The 16470-nt window shown below is 65.4% G+C and carries 14 protein-coding genes; 7 read left to right on the plus strand and 7 right to left on the minus strand.

Features of this window, described 5'->3' with window-relative positions; genetic code table 11:
• The first annotated feature begins 33 nt into the window (after positions 1–33).
• Genes gcvT through gcvP form a run of 3 tightly spaced genes read left to right on the plus strand, consistent with a single transcriptional unit; the run spans position 34 to position 4588 of the window.
• Positions 34–1209, plus strand: coding sequence for a glycine cleavage system aminomethyltransferase GcvT (gene gcvT, locus QHG62_RS26670; RefSeq protein WP_281148589.1), 1176 nt, complete (start codon positions 34–36; stop codon positions 1207–1209).
• Positions 1210–1259: 50 nt separating this feature from the next.
• Complete coding sequence (gcvH, locus tag QHG62_RS26675; RefSeq protein WP_126746785.1) at positions 1260–1631, plus strand: glycine cleavage system protein GcvH; 372 nt, start codon at positions 1260–1262, stop codon at positions 1629–1631.
• 50 nt (positions 1632–1681) lie between these two features.
• Positions 1682–4588 carry an aminomethyl-transferring glycine dehydrogenase gene (gene gcvP / locus QHG62_RS26680; protein ID WP_281148590.1) on the plus strand — a complete coding sequence of 969 codons (2907 nt, stop codon included), beginning with the start codon at positions 1682–1684 and terminating at the stop codon, positions 4586–4588.
• Positions 4589–4610: 22 nt separating this feature from the next.
• Here the strand turns inward: gcvP and QHG62_RS26685 are convergent, their stop codons facing one another.
• The 4 genes from QHG62_RS26685 to QHG62_RS26700 all read right to left on the minus strand — a co-directional run bounded on the left by QHG62_RS26685 (position 4611) and on the right by QHG62_RS26700 (position 7771).
• Complete coding sequence (locus QHG62_RS26685) at positions 4611–4859, minus strand: hypothetical protein (protein ID WP_258507585.1); 249 nt, start codon at positions 4857–4859, stop codon at positions 4611–4613.
• A 109-nt stretch (positions 4860–4968) separates the two neighbouring features.
• On the minus strand, positions 4969–5871 hold the full coding sequence (locus QHG62_RS26690) for a DUF3014 domain-containing protein (protein WP_281148591.1): 903 nt from the start codon (positions 5869–5871) through the stop codon (positions 4969–4971).
• A 136-nt stretch (positions 5872–6007) separates the two neighbouring features.
• A complete protein-coding gene (locus QHG62_RS26695; protein WP_281148592.1) occupies positions 6008–6697 on the minus strand; it encodes an alpha/beta hydrolase in 690 nt (229 codons plus the stop codon).
• A gap of 21 nt (positions 6698–6718) precedes the next feature.
• Complete coding sequence (locus QHG62_RS26700; protein WP_281148593.1) at positions 6719–7771, minus strand: NAD(P)H-dependent flavin oxidoreductase; 1053 nt, start codon at positions 7769–7771, stop codon at positions 6719–6721.
• A gap of 104 nt (positions 7772–7875) precedes the next feature.
• Here QHG62_RS26700 and QHG62_RS26705 point away from each other — a divergent pair, with 104 nt between their 5' ends.
• Positions 7876–9333 (plus strand): sensor domain-containing diguanylate cyclase, encoded by a 1458-nt coding sequence (locus QHG62_RS26705; protein WP_281148594.1) that lies wholly within the window; start codon positions 7876–7878, stop codon positions 9331–9333.
• Between the two features lie 33 nt (positions 9334–9366).
• Here QHG62_RS26705 and QHG62_RS26710 read toward each other — a convergent pair whose 3' ends face one another.
• Together QHG62_RS26710 and QHG62_RS26715 are read right to left on the minus strand one after the other, a co-directional pair.
• Positions 9367–10218: a hypothetical protein gene (locus tag QHG62_RS26710; protein ID WP_281148595.1), complete on the minus strand. Its 852-nt coding sequence runs from the start codon at positions 10216–10218 to the stop codon at positions 9367–9369.
• Positions 10219–10328: 110 nt separating this feature from the next.
• Positions 10329–11666, minus strand: a complete 1338-nt coding sequence (locus QHG62_RS26715) for a glycosyltransferase (protein WP_281148596.1) — start codon at positions 11664–11666, stop codon at positions 10329–10331.
• 316 nt (positions 11667–11982) lie between these two features.
• Here QHG62_RS26715 and QHG62_RS26720 point away from each other — a divergent pair, with 316 nt between their 5' ends.
• From QHG62_RS26720 to QHG62_RS26730, 3 genes are read left to right on the plus strand one after another with little or no spacing between them, the layout of a single operon-like run.
• On the plus strand, positions 11983–13467 hold the full coding sequence (locus QHG62_RS26720; protein ID WP_281148597.1) for an aldehyde dehydrogenase family protein: 1485 nt from the start codon (positions 11983–11985) through the stop codon (positions 13465–13467).
• 44 nt (positions 13468–13511) lie between these two features.
• Positions 13512–14231 (plus strand): cupin domain-containing protein, encoded by a 720-nt coding sequence (locus QHG62_RS26725; protein WP_281148598.1) that lies wholly within the window; start codon positions 13512–13514, stop codon positions 14229–14231.
• Between the two features lie 20 nt (positions 14232–14251).
• Positions 14252–15577, plus strand: coding sequence for an NAD(P)/FAD-dependent oxidoreductase (locus QHG62_RS26730; protein ID WP_281148599.1), 1326 nt, complete (start codon positions 14252–14254; stop codon positions 15575–15577).
• Between the two features lie 24 nt (positions 15578–15601).
• Here the strand turns inward: QHG62_RS26730 and QHG62_RS26735 are convergent, their stop codons facing one another.
• Positions 15602–16399 carry an IclR family transcriptional regulator gene (locus QHG62_RS26735; RefSeq protein ID WP_281148600.1) on the minus strand — a complete coding sequence of 266 codons (798 nt, stop codon included), beginning with the start codon at positions 16397–16399 and terminating at the stop codon, positions 15602–15604.
• Positions 16400–16470 lie beyond the last annotated feature (71 nt).

The following is a 16470-nucleotide window of genomic DNA, read 5'->3' on the forward strand; positions in this document are numbered from 1 at the left end:
CCATGGAATTCGACTGCCCCTTTGGAGTGCCCCGTGGCCGCTTCCGCTTCATCATCCGACGCCCCATTGCTCAAGACGCCCCTGCACGACCTGCATGTGGAACTGGGCGCCCGCATGGTGCCTTTTGCCGGCTATTCCATGCCGGTGCAGTACCCCGCCGGCCTGATGGCCGAGCACAAGCACACGCGCGACGCGGCCGGCCTGTTCGACATTTCCCACATGGGCCAGCTGCGCCTGGTGGGGCCAGACGCCGCTGCCGCATTCGAAACCCTGATGCCGGTCGACGTAATCGACCTCGCCCCCGGCAAGCAGCGCTATGGGCTGCTGCTGAACGACGAAGGCGGCATCCTCGACGACCTGATGTTCTTCAACGAGGGGCACGGCTCGATCTTCGTGATCGTGAACGGCGCCTGCAAGGTGGCCGACCTCGCGCATATCCAGCAGAAGATCGGCGCACGCTGCGACGTGCAGCCTATGCCCGACCATGCACTGCTCGCGCTGCAAGGCCCGCAGGCCGCCACGGTGCTGGCCCGCTTGTCGCCCGGCATCGAGCGCTTTGTGTTCATGACCGGCGGCGCGGTGAAGATCGGCGGCATTCCGGCCTTTGCCACGCGCAGCGGCTACACGGGCGAAGACGGCTTCGAGATTTCGGTCGCCGGCAAGGATGCCGACGCCCTCGCCCGCCTGCTGCTGGCGCAGCCCGAGGTCAAGCCCATCGGCCTGGGCGCGCGCAATTCGCTACGGCTCGAAGCCGGGCTCTGCCTGTACGGCAACGACATCGAGACCACCACCACGCCCGTCGAGGCCTCGCTCAACTGGGCGATCCAGAAGGTGCGCCGCACGGGCGGCGCGCGCGAAGGCGGCTTTCCGGGTGCGGCCAAGGTGCTGGCGCAACTGGCCGCCGCTACGGCCGGCGCCGCGGGCCGCACCGACCACGACACCCTGAAGCGCAAGCGCGTCGGCCTTGTGGCGCTGGAACGCGTTCCGGTACGCGACGGCACGCTCCTGCAATCTTTCGAAGGCCGGGACATCGGCATTGTGACCAGCGGCCTGCTCGGCCCGACGGCCGATCGCCCGGTTGCCATGGGCTACGTGGCCACCGCGTTTTCAGAGCCTGGCACGCGCGTGCAGGCCATCGTGCGCGGCAAGCCGGTGCCGATGGAAGTCTCGACCCTGCCCTTTGTGCCGGCCCGCTATTACCGCGGCTAGGCTCTGCGCTGCCTGAATCAGATCATTTTTTCCACGAGGAGTTTTTCACCATGAGCATCAAGTACACCAAGGACCACGAATGGGTCTCGGCCGAAGGCGACGCTGCTACAGTCGGCATTACCGTTCACGCACAGGATGCGCTGGGCGACGTGGTCTTTGTCGATCTGCCCGAAGTGGGCAAGACCTTTGCGCAAGGTGAAGTGGCCGGTGTCGTCGAATCGGTCAAGGCCGCGGCCGATGTGTTCATGCCCGTGTCGGGCGAGATCACCGAAGTGAACGAAGCGCTCCGCGCCGATCCCTCGCTCGCCAACACCGACCCGCTGGCCGCTGGCTGGTTCTTCAAGGTCAAGCTCAGCGAACCGTCGCAACTCGACGCGCTGCTCGACGCCGCCAGCTACGACAAGTTCGCCGCCGAATCCTGATCCGCCGGGTTCTTCAGCCGCCCTTCCTCATTCCCCGAGCCTTTACCGCCATGCCGATTCCCGCCCAGCCTTCCCTGCAACAACTAGAGAACGCCGAAGAATTTCTCGCCCGCCACATCGGCATCGATGCGGAAGACGAGGCGCGCATGCTGCCGGTGATCGGCTCGGAAACGCGGGCGGAGCTCATCGACGGCATCGTGCCCGCGGCCATTCGACGCGCCAGGCCGATGCGGCTGCCCGCGCCGGTGACCGAGGCGGACGCGCTGGCCGAACTGAAGGCCATTGCGGCGAAGAACAAGGTGTTCAAGAGCTTCATCGGCCAGGGCTACTACGGCACGCACACGCCGGGCGTCATCTTGCGCAACGTGCTCGAGAACCCCGCCTGGTACACCGCCTACACGCCCTACCAGGCCGAGATTTCGCAGGGCCGCATGGAAGCGCTGCTCAACTTCCAGACCATGGTGTGCGACCTGACGGGCATGGCCATTGCCAACGCCTCGATGCTCGACGAAGCCACGGCCGCCGCCGAGGCGATGACGCTCGCCAAGCGCAGCGTGAAGAGCAAGAGCAACGTGTTCCTGGTGTCGGGCGACTGCCACCCGCAGACCATCGAGGTCATCAAGACGCGCGCCGCGCCGCTGGGCATCGAGGTGAAAGTGAGCACCGTGTCGGAGACGCTGCCGCACCTGATGGCGAGCTGCGAATTCTTCGGCGTGCTCGCGCAGTACCCCGCCACCACCGGCCACGTGCATGACCTGCGCCCGCTCGCGGGCCATGCGCACCAGTGCGACGCCGCCTTCTGCGTGGCCGCCGACCTGCTCGCGCTCACCCTGCTCGCGCCGCCGGGCGAATGGGACGCGGACATCGTCTGCGGCACCACGCAGCGCTTCGGCATGCCGCTGTGCAACGGCGGCCCGCACGCCGCCTACCTGGCCTGCCGCGACGAGTTCAAGCGCTCGCTGCCGGGCCGTCTCGTCGGCGTGAGCGTCGACACGCACGGCCAACCCGCCTACCGCCTCGCGCTGCAAACGCGCGAGCAGCACATTCGCCGTGAGAAGGCCACTTCGAACATCTGCACCGCGCAGGTGCTGCCGGCCGTTGTGGCCAGCATGTACGCCGTGTACCACGGGCCCGATGGCCTGACGCGCATTGCGCAGCGCGTGGCGGCGCTCACCGCCATCCTTGCGCAGGGTCTGGCGCAAATGGGCCGCGAACCCGTCAACGGCACCGCCTTCGATTCGCTCACCATCCGCACGGGCGAGGACACGCCGAAGATCATCGAGCGCGCCACCGCGGCCGGCGTCAACTTGCGCCAGCGGCTGCAGCAGCACCTGGGCATTTCGCTCGACGAAACCACGACGCGCGCCGACATCGAAACGCTCTGGGCCCTGTTCGTGCCCGTGGGCACGCCGATGCCGCGTTTCGACGACCTGGCCAACACCGCGCCGCGCCTGCCCGAAGACCTGCGCCGCACCAGCGCCTTTCTGACGCACCCGGTGTTCAACACGCACAAGAGCGAGACGGCGATGCTGCGCTACATCCGCAGCCTCTCGGACAAGGACCTGGCGCTCGACCGCAGCATGATTCCGCTGGGCAGTTGCACGATGAAGCTCAACGCGACCAGCGAGATGATCCCCATCACCTGGCCCGAGTTCGCGAACATCCACCCCTTCGCGCCCGCCGAGCAGCAGCAAGGCTATGCGCAGCTCGATGCGCAGTTGCGCGCATGGCTGTGCGAAGCCACCGGCTACGCGGGCATCAGCCTGCAGCCCAATGCCGGCTCGCAGGGCGAGTACGCGGGCCTGCTGGCGATCAAGTCCTTCCATGAGGCCAAGGGCCAGGGCCATCGCAACATCTGCCTGATTCCCTCGTCGGCGCACGGCACCAACCCCGCAAGCGCCCAGATGGTCGGCCTGCAGGTGGTGGTGACCGCCTGCGACGCGCAGGGCAACGTCGACATGGACGACCTGAAGCGCGCCTGCGAAAAGCACAGCGACAAGCTGGCCGCGGTGATGATCACCTACCCCAGCACGCACGGCGTGTTCGAAACCCGCGTGAAAGAGCTCTGTGAGCTGGTGCACGAGCACGGCGGCCGCGTGTATGTCGATGGCGCCAACATGAATGCGCTGGTCGGCGTGGCCGCGCCGGGCGAATTCGGCGGCGACGTGAGCCACCTGAACCTGCACAAGACCTTCTGCATTCCGCACGGCGGCGGCGGGCCGGGCGTGGGCCCGGTGTGCGTGGTCGAAGACCTGGTGCCGTACCTGCCGGGCCATGCGACGGCCGGCATTGCATCGAACGGCGTCGGTGCTGTTTCCGCGGCGCCGCTGGGCAATGCGGCCGTGCTGCCGATCAGCTGGATGTACTGCCGCATGATGGGCGCCAAGGGGCTGCAGGCCGCAACCGAAACCGCCATCCTGAGCGCCAACTACATCAGCGCGCGCCTCAAGGACCACTACCCCACGCTGTACGCAAGCCCCAACGGCCACGTTGCGCACGAATGCATCCTGGACCTGCGCCCGCTCAAGGACTCCAGCGGCGTGACCGCGGAAGACGTGGCCAAGCGCCTGATCGACTACGGCTTTCATGCGCCGACCTTGAGCTTTCCGGTGCCGGGCACGCTGATGGTCGAACCGACCGAGAGCGAGCCGCTGGCCGAGTTGGACCGCTTCGTCGACGCGATGATCGCCATTCGCGGCGAGATCCGCCGCGTGGAAGAAGGCGTCTGGCCCAAGGACGACAACCCGCTGAAGCACGCGCCCCACACCGCCGCGAGCCTGCTCGGCACCGAATGGCCGCACCCCTACTCGCGTGAGCTCGGCGCGTTTCCGCTGGCCGAACTCAAGCAGGCCAAGTACTGGCCGCCCATCGGCCGGGTCGACAACGTGTACGGTGACCGCAACCTGTTCTGCAGCTGCGTGCCAGTGGGCGAATACCAGGAAACCGAAGAGGCCTGATCAGGGGGCCTTCTTCGCTTCGCTAGCCTTCGCGGCGGTACATCGCCCACTTCACGGTGAGGATGTCCGCGGCGATCTTCGCGGCGTTCACGCCCGCGTAAGGAACGGACGGATCGAATTCGAAGGCTTCCTGGTAGCGCTTGATGTGCGCGTAGTCCCGGTCGAAGGTCATCGGCCCCATGAGGTCGGCGGGGTCGGTGCCGGCGGGCAGCGCCAGAAACTTCTCGGGATCGGTAGCACTCTGGTAGAGGTCGACGCTCATCAGGTTCATACGGTTGTCCTCGAAATCGTGAGGACAAATCATCCACGGCATCCGCAGCGCGCGCAATCGGCCCGCGCCTACACGGCGCGCGATCGGGACGCGCCTACAGCGCGATGGGTCAGCGCTGCTTCTTCTTGGCCATGTCGCCCGTGGCAATCTGCTCGCGGAAGCCGCGCAGGCTGGCCTTGAGCTTGCGCTCGTTTTCCAGCCCCACCCGCACCATGATCTTCTGGCCGGACGAGAGCGACTCGAGCTGCGGATCGGCGTATTCATAGCGCACCCAGGGCCGCTGCGACGACACGTTGCCCTTGACCTCGACGAGCCGGACCTGCACCGGGCCGGCGGGTTCAGGCGCCTGCAGCAGATGGTCGATCACGGCAATGAGCCGGTCGTTGAAATAGCGGCCTGGATAGCCAAGCTCTTCATACGCTTTCTGAAAGAGCGGATAGAGCCGCGCATACGTCTTGGCGGCCTTGGCCGGGTCGACCGACCCCGCAAGCAGCACGATGGGGTTGTAGCGCGCGGCATTGTTGGCCGCGATGGCCTGCGCGTCGCCCTTTCCTTCGGTAGCGAAGCGCTGCCTGGTGGGCTGCACGGGCCATGAGCTCGCGGGCGCCTGCTCGCGTGCCAGGTTGTCGATGGTGGCCACGAAGCGGCGCACCAAGCCATCGAACTGCACGAACTCCGCCACGTTCTTGCTGCCCAGCAAGTCGACCAGCGCCGACATCACGCGCGTGTCGGAATCGGCGACCGTGGGCAGGCTCGAATCGGGCAGCGCAATGGCATCGATGGGGTTCTTGGGCTCCAGCGATTCGGGCTGCGGCGCTGGTGCCGGTGCGGGCGTGGGGCCGTCGTTTGGCGCCCTGGCCACGGGCGAGGGTTCGACTGCCTGCGGTTGCTGCTGCTGATACCAGCGCCAGCCTAAAAAGGCGGCCGCGAGCGCCAGCAGGCCGATGACGATGAAGGTGCCGGCCGAGCTCTCGCGGCGCGGCCTGAATTCGGAGGTGTCGCTGTCGGACATGTCGGCAATATTCCTTTTGCGAGGATTGCAGTGGGAGGCGAACGGCTATGGTGCACCAGTTCTGCGGCCCTCCCCGGTGTCATCCCTCGTCATCCCGTAACGCACTGTGACGCGCCCACCAACCGAAAAAAGGCTCCTATGGGCGTGACTGGGGCGTACCCGCAGAAGCGCTGAGCGCCTGAAGCCACGCCAGCGTGCCTTGCAGCTCGGCGGGACGAATCTCGTGCCCGCCCGGAAAGTCTGCACCCGAGAGCGCCAGCGGCAAGCCACGCGCCAGTTCGCGCGTGGCTTGTGCAGCGCTTGGCGCAATCACGTTGTCGGCACTGCCATGGCTCACCCACAGCGCCTTGCCTTCGAAGGCTTCCGGCGCGGCGATGTGCGGCACCACCTGCGGCAGCAGGCGGCTGTGCCACACCATGGCGGCGCGCACCTTGGCGGGCTGCGTCAGCAACAGCGAAAGCGCCATGATGCCGCCCTGGCTGAAGCCACCGACCACCACGCGCTCCGGCGGCACGCCCAGTTGCTGCGACGCCGAGGCAATCATCTCGCCGACGAGAAAGCGGCTTTCGCGCTCCTGCTGTTCATCGATGTGCCGCTCACCGCCGGGCAGCACCTGGAACTCGAACCATGCATACGCATCGGGCGACAGCACATAGGGCGCGCGCAAGCTCAGCACATGAAACTGCGGCGGCATGCGCGGCGCAAGGCCGAACAGGTCTTGCTCGTTGCTGCCTACACCGTGCATCAGCACCAGCAGCCACGGCTCGCGCACGTTGGCATTGCAAGGCTGCTCGAGAAACTTGAAGGGCAAATGAAGTTGCGGCATGTTCTGACGGGTTCAGGCGGTTCAGGCAGCGAGATGAAAGCCCTGCGCCAGCGCGCGGGTGATCTCGGCGGCCGGCAGTTCGCTGCAACCCGTCGCGTTCTGCCCCGACCACAAGGGAGAAAAATCTCCCAGGCCCTGCGCTTCGGCCTTGGCGCGCAGCGGTGCAATGCCCGACGTAGCGAGCGGAAACTCCGGCGCCACCGCAGCGATGGGCCCCAGGTCGCGCATCAACCGGTTCATGATGCCGCGCGCCGGCCGGCCGGTGAAAAGATTGGTCAGCGCGGTGTGGCGCGCCGCGTCGCTCTTCAGCGCTGCGCGATGCAGGGCGCTGGTGGTCGCTTCGGGTGCCAGCATGTAGGCAGTGCCCACCTGTACTCCGGCGGCGCCCAGCGCCATGGCCGCAGCCACACCCTTTGCATCGGCGATGCCGCCCGCGGCAATCACCGGGAGCCGCACTGCGCGCACCACCTGCGGCAGCAAAGCAAAGGTGCCGAGCTGCGCCGTCAGGTCGAAAGAGAGAAAGTGCCCGCGATGGCCGCCCGCCTCCAGGCCTTGGGCAATGACTGCGTCCACGCCCTTCGCTTCGAGCCACAGCGCCTCGTCGACCGTGGTGGCCGAGGCCAGGATCTTCGAGCCCCACCCGCGCACCTGCGCCAGCAGCGGCTCGGGCGGCAAGCCGAAATGAAAGCTCACCACCGGCGGACGAAACTCGGCCAGCACCTCGGCAACGGCTTCGCTGAACGGGTTGCGGCCCGGGCCCGTGGGAATGGACGCTGCATCGATGCCGTGTTCGCGGTAATAAGGCGCGAGCGCGTTGCGCCAGATGTCCTCGCGTTCGGCGCTCGGCTGCGGCGAAACGTGGCAGAAGAAATTGACGTTGTACGGCTTGCCGGTGCCCGCGCGAATTGCGCCTATTTCGCTGCGGATGGCATCGTTGCCCAGCATGGCGCACGGCAGCGAGCCGAGCCCGCCGGCATTGCTCACGGCAATGGCCATGGCACTGCCCTGGATGCCGGCCATGGGCGCCTGGATCAACGGAAGTTCGGTACCTAGAAGTTGCTGCAGCGTGGTCATGTGGGTTCCTTGTGTCGTACATCACCATTGTCCAACGACTGGAAAACTCCGGCTTCCCGATGGTGCATCATGCGGGCAAGATTCCACGCGCCCAGGAGCCGTACATGCCGTCTTCCACCGACTACGAGTCGATGTTCGAATTTGCACCCATGTCTCTCTGGATCGAGGACTACAGCGGGCTGCGCCGGCTGTTCGAATCATGGCGCAGTGCAGGCGTGGTGGACCTGGTGGCCCACCTGAATGCCGAACCGGGCCGCGTGCGCGAATGCATGGCGCAACTGCAGGTAGTGAGCGTCAACCAGAGCACGCTCAACCTCTTCGGCGCCCAAAGCCAGGCCGAACTACTTTCGAAGCTCGGCAGCATCTTTCGCGACGACATGACCGCGCCGGTCATCTACGAACTCGACCAGCTCTGGCAAGGCAAGCTGTGCTTCGACAACCAGACGGTCAACTATGCGCTGGACGGCCGCAGGCTCGATGTGCATGTGCGGGTGCGGGTGCTGCCCGGCCATGAGGCGTCATGGGACCGCGTGCTGGTGTCTCTGGACGACATTACGGCGCGCGTGCGGGCCGAGCAGCTGCGCCTGGAGAGCGAACGCTATGCGCGCGAGCTGTTCGAGCGCTCGCCCGTCTCCTTGTGGGTGGAAGACTTCAGCGCGGTGAAGATCCTGCTGGACGACATCCGCAAGCGGGGCATCAGCGACTTCACCACCTTCATCAAGGTGCACCCGGAGTTCGTCACCCGCTGCATGCGCGAAATCCGCGTGATCGACGTGAACCGTGAAACCCTGCGCATGTTCGGTGCGGCCGACAAGGGCGAGCTCCTGGACAACCTCTCGGAGATCTTTCGCGACGAGATGCAAGACTCCTTCGCCGAGCAGCTGCTGGACCTCTGGAACGGCAAGATGCTGCAGCAGCGCGAGGTGATCAACTACGGGCTGACCGGCGACCTGCTGAACATCCACATGCAGTTTGCCGTGCTCGAAGACCGGCTCGCCACCTGGGACCTGGTGCTGGTCTCGCTGATCGACATCACCGCCCGCAAGAAGGCCGAGGCCTATCTGGAGTACCTGGGCAAGCACGACGTGCTCACGCAACTGCGCAACCGCGCCTTCTTCTCGGAAGAAGTGAACCGGCTGACGCGCAAGGGCCCGTGGCCGGTGTCGGTGCTGGTCATCGACATGAACGGCCTGAAGCCCGTGAACGACGAGGAAGGCCACGCCGCCGGCGACGCGCTGCTCAGGCGGGTGGGCGAGGTGCTGAGCAAGGCCGTCGATGAGCCCGGCTGGCCCGCGCGGATTGGTGGCGACGAGTTTGCCGTCGTGCTGCCCAAGACGGACGAACGCGGCGCGGAAGCAATGCGCGACCGCATTGCCTCCATGGTCGACCTGAACAACCAGTTCTATGCCGGGCAGAGCGGACGGATGCTCAACCTTGCAATGGGCGTGGCAACCTGCGAGGCCGGCGACCAGCTCGACGCGGCCCTGCAGCGCGCGGACCGCGCCATGTACGAGGAGAAGGCCCGCTACTACCGCGAAAGCATGATCGATCGCCGGCGCTAGCGGGCGCGCCGGAGAAGCAGCCGCGCCGTCACCCTAGAAAAGGATGATCCACTCGCCGCGGATATAGCGGTACTGGTAGCTGGGCCCCGAAAAAGTGGTGCTGCGGCTGTAGCCCGCGTTGAGGCGAAACACCTGCGATCCCCTCACGGGGCTCTGCAGGCTCACGTCCAGCAGCCGCGTGGGCTGGCTCAGCTCGTGATTGATATCCTCGTTGCCGAGCCCTGCGGTAACGGCGGCCGTCCAGCCCTGGAAGCGCTGGCGCCAGGCAACTGCGAACATCGATTCGCTGTAGCTCTTCGGGTTGAAATAGGCCCGGTCTACATCCTCATGGGTGCTGCGGTAGGTTCGGTAGCGTGCTTGCAGCGTCAGGCCCAGGTCCAGCGAGGGTTGGTAGATGAGGCGAATGCGGCCATGGTCCCGCCGGTTGCCGTCGGAAAAGTACTGCTGCGCCAGCAGCCCCACGAGCGTGAAATGGCTTCCCAAGCCTTGGTCGACCGCCACGCCCAGAAACGAAAAGTCGATGCCACGATCAAGCGACTTGGGTGTTTCGACCCAGTCGCGCGTAACGAGAAACTCCACCGCCGTGCTTTTTGTCGGCGCTATGCGGTAGCTGCCGTCGAGCGTCAGCAGCGTATGGCCGCCCTGCTCGAACACGCCGGCCTCCATCTGTCCGCCATTGGCAGTCCGGGTTTCGATTGAACGCGCGAGGAACGAGACCTTCTTTCCCGCCCTTCGCCAGCTGTCTTGCTGGTACTGGTAGTCGCTGAGCCGGAAGCCCAGGTAGCGGTCGGCGTTTTCAAAAGCGGGAAAAAACTCGACCGACACCCGGCGTGATTCGAAGTTGTCGCTGTCGCTGGTCAGCAAGGCTTCCGTGCCGAAAGCCATGCCGGACGTTTTTTTCTCGATTTTCTCGGCTGTATCTTCCTGTGCATGGCAGGAGGCACTCAACACCATCAGGCCTGAAATGGCGGCCGCCACATATGCCGGCGACCTGGTCATTTGGTTCCCCATGCCTTGGGCTTCCTGAACAATTCGTCCAGATAGCCGAGCACGCTGGCCGGTTGCAGAAGAAGGCTGTACAGCAGCACGTAGACAAAAAATCCCTGGATGTTCTTGCGCACCACCAGGCCGGTATTCCTGAACATGCGGCGTTCAATGGAAAACATCAGGAAACTCAGCGCAAATGCCGCCGGTATCAGCGCAAGAGTCATTGGCCCAACAATCCAGTAATAGCCGAACAAGGCAAAGATTATCCCGGGTATGAAGCCGATGGTGAACGCCAGATCGAGCCACGGGAACAACAGGTTCCAGTGAATAAAGAAGGTGGACAGCCGGAGCTTCAGCAGAATGCCTGGGTGTTTGACAAAAGCTTCCGTCATGCCGCGCGCCCAGCGCTGGCGCTGCTTGACCAGCTGCTTCAAGGTGGCCGGCACATTGGTAAACAGGCATGCATCTTCGCAATGCCCCACCCGATAGCCGGCCTTCAGCAGTGCCCATGTGAGCACGATATCTTCGCCCACGCACTCGGGCCACCCGCCAACCTCGGCCAGCGCATCCCGGTCATAAACAGAAAAGGCACCTTGGGCAACGAGGGTGCCCTGGAACAGCGACTGCACGCGCTTGATTGCGGAAATGCCGTGAAAGTAGTCCCACTCCTGGCAGCGGGTAATCCAGTTTTGCCGTGAGTTTCGGACCAGGATTTTTCCGGCAACAGCCCGCGTATTGGGCGGGTCGGCTTCATAGCGCTCGACAATGCTGGTGAGCGCCCCGCGGTACAAATACGAATCGGCATCGACGGTCACCACCAGGTCGTGCAAGACTTCCTTGAAGCCGATATTCAGCGCGCGAGCCTTGCCACCGTTCTTCTTCAGGTCGACAAAGGTGAGCCACTTATACCGCTCCAGGGCGCGCTGAACCACCTGCGCAGTGCTGTCCGCAGATCCGTCATTGATGACGATGACCTGCAATTCACCCGGATATTTTTGCTGGTCGATGCTGACCAGCGTCTCCTCGATCGAGGCTGCTTCGTTATATGCCGCAATCAGAATCGAGAGCGGCGGATAAACCGCCAGCGGCCGGTGCGGCGGCCGCTTGTCCAGAACAAGGCTGATCGCCATGAATGCGTTCATGAATCCTGGAATTATGGCAATGCCATACACCAGGAAGACGGCGAAAACAATTCCTACATGGCCTTTAAGGTCGGCCAACCAAGGGGCGGCGGCCCAGATCGAAAAGCCCATCCAGGCGCTGGCGCCGATCAATGCGATCAGAAATTTAGCTGAAACCGACAGGTAAATCGCCGAGCGCTGCGCCTTCCGGCTTTCCACTTTCATGTCGCTTCCTCGAGAGTCACAAGAATGTAATCCCCAAGGCGCACGAGGAACAGTTTGTTTACATCTTCCGATGCGCATTAACAACTGCAAGAGTGAGGCACTTCCCGCATCCGGGCCGGTTCCGCTGCAGCAGGATCTGCTGTAGCGACGCAAACAACCGCAGCCTGCTTCGTGGAAGGCCCCCATTGAAGCACCGGCGCGAGAGGCACGCGGCCTAAGATTTTGGACATCAAAAGGCCAGCCCCAGCTTCATCATGACGCGCTCCACCGCATTGCCAAGCACCCGTTTTGCCACCCTTTCAGGGACGGCAATTCCATGAACTCCCCGGTCGTCGAGCACCTCAGGCGCGCCGGACGCCTGGATCGCATGTTTGTCGGCGGCGAGTGGGTCCTGCCCGAAACGCAAGCTCACGGCGCCGTCGTCGCCGATCCATCGACCGAGGAGGCCGTCGCGGAGATCGCGCTGGGCAGTGCCAGGGATGTTGCTGCGGCGGTTGCTGCGGCGCGGCGGGCGTTCGCTACCTGGTCGGTGAGCACTGCCCATGGCAGGGCCTTGCTTCTCGATCGCGTCCACGCGCTCATCCTCGAGCGCGCGGAACTGTTCGCCCAGGCCATTTCGCTGGAGATGGGCGCCGCCATCGGCTTCGCGCGCCACACACAGGTGCCCTCTGCGGCGGAGCACATCCGCGTGGCGCGGGACAATGCGCGCAGCTATGCATTCGTCACCCATCGGGGCGACATGGCCATCGTGCGCGAGGCCATCGGGGTGTGCGGCCTGATCACACCGTGGAACTGGCCGCTCTACCAGATCACCGCCAAAGTCGGGCCGGCCCTGGCAGCCGGATGCACCGTCGTCTTGAAGCCCAGCGAGTTGTCGCCGCTGAGCGCCCTGCTCTTTGCCGAAGTGGTGCATGACGCCGGCGTTCCTCCGGGCGTATTCAACCTGGTGAACGGAAGCGGGCCCGAGGTGGGCGCCGCCTTGGCCGAGCATCCTGACGTGGACATGATCTCGATCACCGGCTCGACGAGGGCCGGGGTGCTGGTTGCCCAGGCGGCGGCAACGACGGTGAAGCGCGTGGCCCAGGAACTCGGCGGGAAATCTCCCAACCTCATCCTGCCGGACGCAGACCTGCTGCGCGCCGTACCGCCGGGGGTCGCGGCTGCCTTCCGCAACGTCGGCCAGTCGTGCAGCGCTCCGACCCGCATGATCGTGCCGCGCGCGCGCCTGCAAGAAGTGGAACGGATTGCGCTCGCAGCGGCAGCTGGCATCGTCGTGGGCGACCCGCGTTCGCAGCAGACGACGCATGGCCCGGTGGCAAACCGCGCGCAGTTCAACCGGGTGCAGGAAATGATCGGTATCGGCATCGCCGAGGGCGCGCAACTCATTTGCGGCGGCCCCGGGCGGCCGGAGGGCCTGGGCCGCGGCTACTACTGCCGTCCGACGATCTTCACCGCGGTACATCCTCGAATGCAGATTGCGCAGGAGGAGATCTTCGGGCCGGTGCTCGCGATCATTCCCTACGACAGCGTGGACGAAGCCGTGGAGATCGCCAACGACACCGTCTATGGCCTGGGCGCCCACGTGCAAGGGCAGGACCTTGCCGCCGCTCGCGCGGTAGCGGCACGCATCCGCTGCGGGCAGGTGCACATCAACTATCCGGCCTGGAACCCCCATGCCCCTTTCGGCGGCTACAAGCGTTCCGGAAACGGCCGGGAATACGGATTGGAAGGTTTCGAGGAGTACCTCGAAACCAAAGCCATCCTCGGCTTCCAGGATGCCCCGGCACCCGGTAGCGCCTGACAGTTTTTTTCCGTGAAGACATTGCGCATCGCGCAGGAGCAATCATGACCGTGGCCCTAGTTCTGCACCGCGCCGGCGGCGCGCCCCTTTCGACCGAGTTCCGCAGGGCGCCGTTCGGCAAGGACGATCCTTTTGCGCGGCATCGCGAAATTGCATGGGAAGGACCGGGCTCGATGATCGCGGGCCGCACCAGCTTCATCGGCGAGATCGAAGTTTCGAGCTTTCCCCACATCGAAACGATCGTTGTGGTCGAAGGCGAGCTGACCCTCGCGGCGCCCGGAGCGGCCCCGCTGGTGATCGGCCCGCAAGCAGGTGCCGTCATCGGCTGCGGTACATCGCTTCACATAGAGGCCGGGTCGCGCGTGCGATTCGTGTTTTGCGCCGCCGCTTGCGAGCGACCGACGAAGCGCGGCCTCTTTCCACTGCACGCCGATGCCGACTTCAAGCCCGCCGCCACGCTGCCCGCGGACGTGCTGCTGGGCCCCGCGCCGGAGTGCCGCAGCGACAACGTCTTTACCGACGACGGCGCGCAGTACCTTGCAGGCACATGGGACTCGACCCCCTACCACCGCATCGTTCGCCCGCATCGCCTGAACGAGTTCATGCATCTCGTGGCCGGCAGCGTGCGGTTCGCGGCTCCCGATGGAAGCGTTGTTTCTGCGGGCACGGGCGATGCGCTTTTCGTGCCGCAGGGCGCATCCATCGGTTGGGAAAGCAACGATCGCGTGGCGAAGTTCTACGTGGTACAGAGCGTTCCGGCTTGATCGGGCGAGCGAGGTCCAACATGTCCCCTCCGCTTCATCACATCAATACTTCGCCCAAGCCGCCAGCCTTCGCCGACGTCGTCGTGATCGGCGGCGGCATCATCGGCGTGTTCAGCGCCTACTACCTGGCCAAGCGCGGCCTTTCGGTGGTGCTGGTGGAAAAAGGCAGGATCGGCGCCGAGCAATCGAGCCGCAACTGGGGCTGGTGCCGGCAGCAGAACCGCGATGCGCGCGAACTGCCGCTTGCCAGCAAGAGCCTCGACCTGTGGGAGCAATTTGCGGCCGAGAGCGGCGAAGACACGGGCTTTCATCGCTGCGGGCTGCTGTACCTCAGCAATGACGAAGCCGAAATTTCCCGTTGGGCCAGCTGGCGCGATTTTGCGAAGACCGCCGGCGTCGAGACTCACATGCTGAGCAGCCGTGAGGCCGCGGAGCGCGGGCAGGCAACGGGCCGCGCCTGGAAAGGCGGCGTCTTCTCGCCGACCGACGGCACTGCCGATCCTGCCAAGGCAGCGCCTGCAGTGGCAGCGGCGCTCATCAAGCTCGGCGGCAGCGTCCACCAGAACTGCGCGGCCCGCGGCATCGAGACCGAAGGCGGACGGGTCAGCGGCGTGGTGACCGAAGCCGGCGTCATCAAGACGCGAACAGTGGTGATGGCTGGCGGCGCCTGGGCTTCTTCGTTCTGCCGGCAGCTGGGCATCCGTTTTCCGCAGGCGTCGATCCGCCAATCCATCATGAGCGTGTCCGCCGTGGAACATGGCTTGCCGCCCGCCGTGGTGAGCGCAAACGTGTCCGCCACGCGCCGCAACGACGGACGCTACGCACTGGCCATCAGCGGCCGCGCGCGCGTGGACGTGACGCCGCAGTTCATGCGCTTCGCTCCGCAGTTCGTGCCCATGTTTGCCAAGCGGTGGCGCAACCTGCGGCCGGGTGGCCTGGAAGGCATTCGTGGTGGCCACGAAACGCTGGCGCGGTGGCGGCTCGACGCGCCCACGCCGATGGAGCGGGTGCGCATTCTCGATCCCAAGCCCGACATGCCGACGATCAGGGAAACCCACCGCCGCGCCGTGGAGCTGCTGCCCCGGCTGCGCGACGCAAAGATCACGCACGCATGGGCCGGCTACATCGACAGCACGCCGGACGGTGTTCCCGGCATCGGCGAGGTGCCGGGCCTGCCGGGGTTCATCCTGGCGGCGGGCTTTTCAGGGCACGGCTTCGGCATTGGCCCGGGCGCCGGCCACCTCATTGCGGACCTTGCCAGCGGCGCGGAACCGATCGTGGACCCCACGCCCTACCGGCCGGCCCGATTCAGCGGCTCGGCATGGGGCAAGGTGGCTGATTTCTAGGCCACGCCACGCGGCGTCCCCGCGTCAATGCGGGTGCCACGAAGAGACCACCCTCGGCGTCTGCGGGGTCGAACTGCCGGCAAGTGCATACGACAACTCGTTGGCGGCTTTCATGATCGTCTTGGCGTATCGGATGAGCTTGTTCTTCGGCAGGCGTTCCGCAGGCCCCGAGATGCAGACCGATCCGAGCAGCCGCCAGTTCAAGCCGAACACAGGCGCCGAGACCGTGGCCACGCCCGTCTCGCGTTCGCCGATGGAGAAGTGGTAGCCCTGCTGCCGGATTTCCTCGTAGATGGCGCCCGGCTCACCCGAGAAGGCCAGGATCACGCGGCCCGGCGAGCCCTTGTCCAAAGGAAGCGCCGAGCCCATTCGCGCGTGATGCCGAATTGGCTGCGGGCCCTCGACGCGCGCAATGCAGGTTCGGATGTTTCCTTCGCGCACATAGAAGGCCGCGCTTTCGCCGGTGGCCTGTGTCAGTTCGAGCAGCATCGGCTCGACCACGTTGTTGACGTCAAACGCGGCCTGGTAGCGCGCGCCGAGCCAGCCCGCCGCGGGCCCCAGGCGCCATTCGCCGTCTTCGCGTTGCACCACATAGCCGCTGTGGGCCAGGGTACGCAGCAGTCGCAAGGCGGTGGTCTTGTGCATGCCGCTGCGGCGCGTGAGCTCTGCCAAGGTCAGCCGCTGGTCTTGCATGCCGAACGATTCAAGCAGCTGGAGCGCCCTGGTAACAGCGGTGACGCCGCCCGATGGATCGGGACCGGAAGCTCCGGTTTCGGCTGCGGCAGGGGCCGCCGGCTGGTTGCTTGCCTTGGTTCGCGCCATGGTTCGTGGTTCACACAGTGGACCCCCATTGTACGTACCGGAACGCAAATCTACAGTTCGTCCAAGCCCTC

Origin of the sequence: Variovorax paradoxus, assembly GCF_029919115.1 — a bacterium.
GTDB classification, from domain to species: Bacteria; Pseudomonadota; Gammaproteobacteria; order Burkholderiales; family Burkholderiaceae_C; genus Variovorax; species Variovorax paradoxus_O.

What these genes read in the sequence shown, in the direction of transcription:
- QHG62_RS26705 (WP_281148594.1), top strand. Translation starts at nt 7,876, where the DNA reads ATGCCGTCTTCCACCGACTACGAGTCGATGTTCGAATTTGCACCCATG.
- QHG62_RS26735 (WP_281148600.1), bottom strand. Translation starts at nt 16,399, where the DNA reads ATGGCGCGAACCAAGGCAAGCAACCAGCCGGCGGCCCCTGCCGCAGCC.
- QHG62_RS26710 (WP_281148595.1), bottom strand. Translation starts at nt 10,218, where the DNA reads ATGGCTTTCGGCACGGAAGCCTTGCTGACCAGCGACAGCGACAACTTC.
- QHG62_RS26730 (WP_281148599.1), top strand. Translation starts at nt 14,252, where the DNA reads ATGTCCCCTCCGCTTCATCACATCAATACTTCGCCCAAGCCGCCAGCC.
- QHG62_RS26695 (WP_281148592.1), bottom strand. Translation starts at nt 6,697, where the DNA reads ATGCCGCAACTTCATTTGCCCTTCAAGTTTCTCGAGCAGCCTTGCAAT.
- QHG62_RS26720 (WP_281148597.1), top strand. Translation starts at nt 11,983, where the DNA reads ATGAACTCCCCGGTCGTCGAGCACCTCAGGCGCGCCGGACGCCTGGAT.
- gcvP (WP_281148590.1), top strand. Translation starts at nt 1,682, where the DNA reads ATGCCGATTCCCGCCCAGCCTTCCCTGCAACAACTAGAGAACGCCGAA.
- QHG62_RS26685 (WP_258507585.1), bottom strand. Translation starts at nt 4,859, where the DNA reads ATGAACCTGATGAGCGTCGACCTCTACCAGAGTGCTACCGATCCCGAG.
- QHG62_RS26700 (WP_281148593.1), bottom strand. Translation starts at nt 7,771, where the DNA reads ATGACCACGCTGCAGCAACTTCTAGGTACCGAACTTCCGTTGATCCAG.
- QHG62_RS26725 (WP_281148598.1), top strand. Translation starts at nt 13,512, where the DNA reads ATGACCGTGGCCCTAGTTCTGCACCGCGCCGGCGGCGCGCCCCTTTCG.
- QHG62_RS26690 (WP_281148591.1), bottom strand. Translation starts at nt 5,871, where the DNA reads ATGTCCGACAGCGACACCTCCGAATTCAGGCCGCGCCGCGAGAGCTCG.
- gcvH (WP_126746785.1), top strand. Translation starts at nt 1,260, where the DNA reads ATGAGCATCAAGTACACCAAGGACCACGAATGGGTCTCGGCCGAAGGC.
- QHG62_RS26715 (WP_281148596.1), bottom strand. Translation starts at nt 11,666, where the DNA reads ATGAAAGTGGAAAGCCGGAAGGCGCAGCGCTCGGCGATTTACCTGTCG.